This is a genomic window from Microbacterium sp. UBA3394, assembly GCF_002358725.1.
Classification (GTDB): Bacteria; Actinomycetota; Actinomycetes; order Actinomycetales; family Microbacteriaceae; genus Microbacterium; species Microbacterium luteum.
The window spans coordinates 1-1,529 of sequence record NZ_DEPK01000041.1 but is presented as its reverse complement, the minus strand read 5'-3'; the positions used below and the strand labels follow the sequence as shown (position 1 = coordinate 1,529).

The 1,529-nt window shown below is 70.9% G+C and carries 1 protein-coding gene; it reads right to left on the bottom strand.

The annotated features are described in order from the left end of the window. Positions 1 to 1,529, bottom strand: a 1,529-nt coding sequence (locus tag B4E30_RS02235) for an MMPL family transporter (RefSeq protein ID WP_286793295.1), incomplete at both ends; no start/stop codon positions are given.

Genomic DNA, 1,529 nt, shown 5'->3' with positions numbered 1-1,529 from the left:
AGTCCGACGACGACCGCGATGTACAGCGGCAGCACCGCGGCGAGGTTCTCGGAGATGTCGATGTTGATGGCGGCCTGGCCGGCCACGCCGAGCGCGTATTCGCCGTCGACGGGAGGCAGGGCGCGCAGGTTGCGCACGAGCTCCTCGGTCGACACCGAGCTCGGCCCGTCTTCGGGCACCACCTGGAACGCCGCGAGGGTGCCGTCATCCGATACGGCGATCGGTGCGACGGCGACGACGCCGTCGAGGTCGGACAGGGCGGTGGCGATGTCGAGCTGCGCCTGCAGCTCGGCCGTCTCGTCGAGGTCACCGGGCAGCGTCGCCGACACGAGCAGCGTGCCGTTGACGCCGGCGCCGAACGCCTCCTCGGTGAGCGTGTACGCCTGGTAGGCGTACGACTCTTCGGGCTCGCTCGAGCCGTCGGGCAGCCCGACGCGCATCGACAGGGCCGGGATGGCGATCACCAGCAGCGCGATGATCGCACCGGCCGCCGTGAGCACGGCTCGCCACGTGCCCATGGGGGCGGCCGCGGAATCCTCGTGGTGGACGGAGCCGACCTTCGCCCGGGCACGACGGTTCAGCACGCGGGGACCGATGAGCCCCAGCAGCGCGGGCGTCAGGGTGACGGCGATCAGCACGGCGATGAGCACCGCGAACGCGCCGACGGTTCCCATGAGCCCGAGGAAGGGGATGCCGGTGATGTTCAGCGCCAGCAGCGCGATGATGACGGTGGAGCCGGCGAAGGTGACCGCGTTTCCGGCGGTGCCGTTGGCGAGTCCGATGGATTCGCGCATCTCCGCGCCCTCGAGCAGCTGCTTGCGGTGGCGGTTGATGATGAACAGCGAGTAGTCGATGCCGACCGCCAGCCCGAGCATGATGCCGAGCACCGGCGTGACGCTCGACATGTCCAGCACGCCCGACAGTGACAGCGCGGCGAGCACCGCGATGCCCACGCCGACGAGAGCGGTGACGATGGGCAGCGCCGCGGCGATGACCGTGCCGAGCATGACCAGCAGCACGACCGCGGCGATCGCGAGGCCCGCGATCTCCCCGACGCCGATCAGGTTCGGAACCGACTGGGCGAGGGTCGACGAGAAGGCGTACTCGACGCCGTCGATCGGATTCGCCTCGACGTAGGAGATCACGGCCTCCTTCGACGCGGCGTCGAGCTCCAGCAGCGGCACGTCGAACGAGACGTTCACCAGCGCCGTCGCGCCGTCCTCGGACACGACGCGGATGCCGTCCGAGAGCGCGAGCAGATCGGCGCCGAGCTCGAGCTGCTCCGCGCCCTCGACGAGATCGGCGCGACCTTCGTCGAGCTCGGCCTGCTGCGCGGCGATCTCCTCGCGGGCCGCGTCGAGCTGCTCCTGCTGGGCATCGAGCTCGGCCTGCTGAGCATCGAGCGCGGCGAGCTGCTCGGCGGGTGCGCCGGCGGCTTCGGCCTGTTCGCGTGCGGCGTCGAGCTGCTCCTGGCCGGCGTCGAGCTGCTCTTGCCCGGCTTCGACGTCGTCGAGCGCGGCATCCAGCTG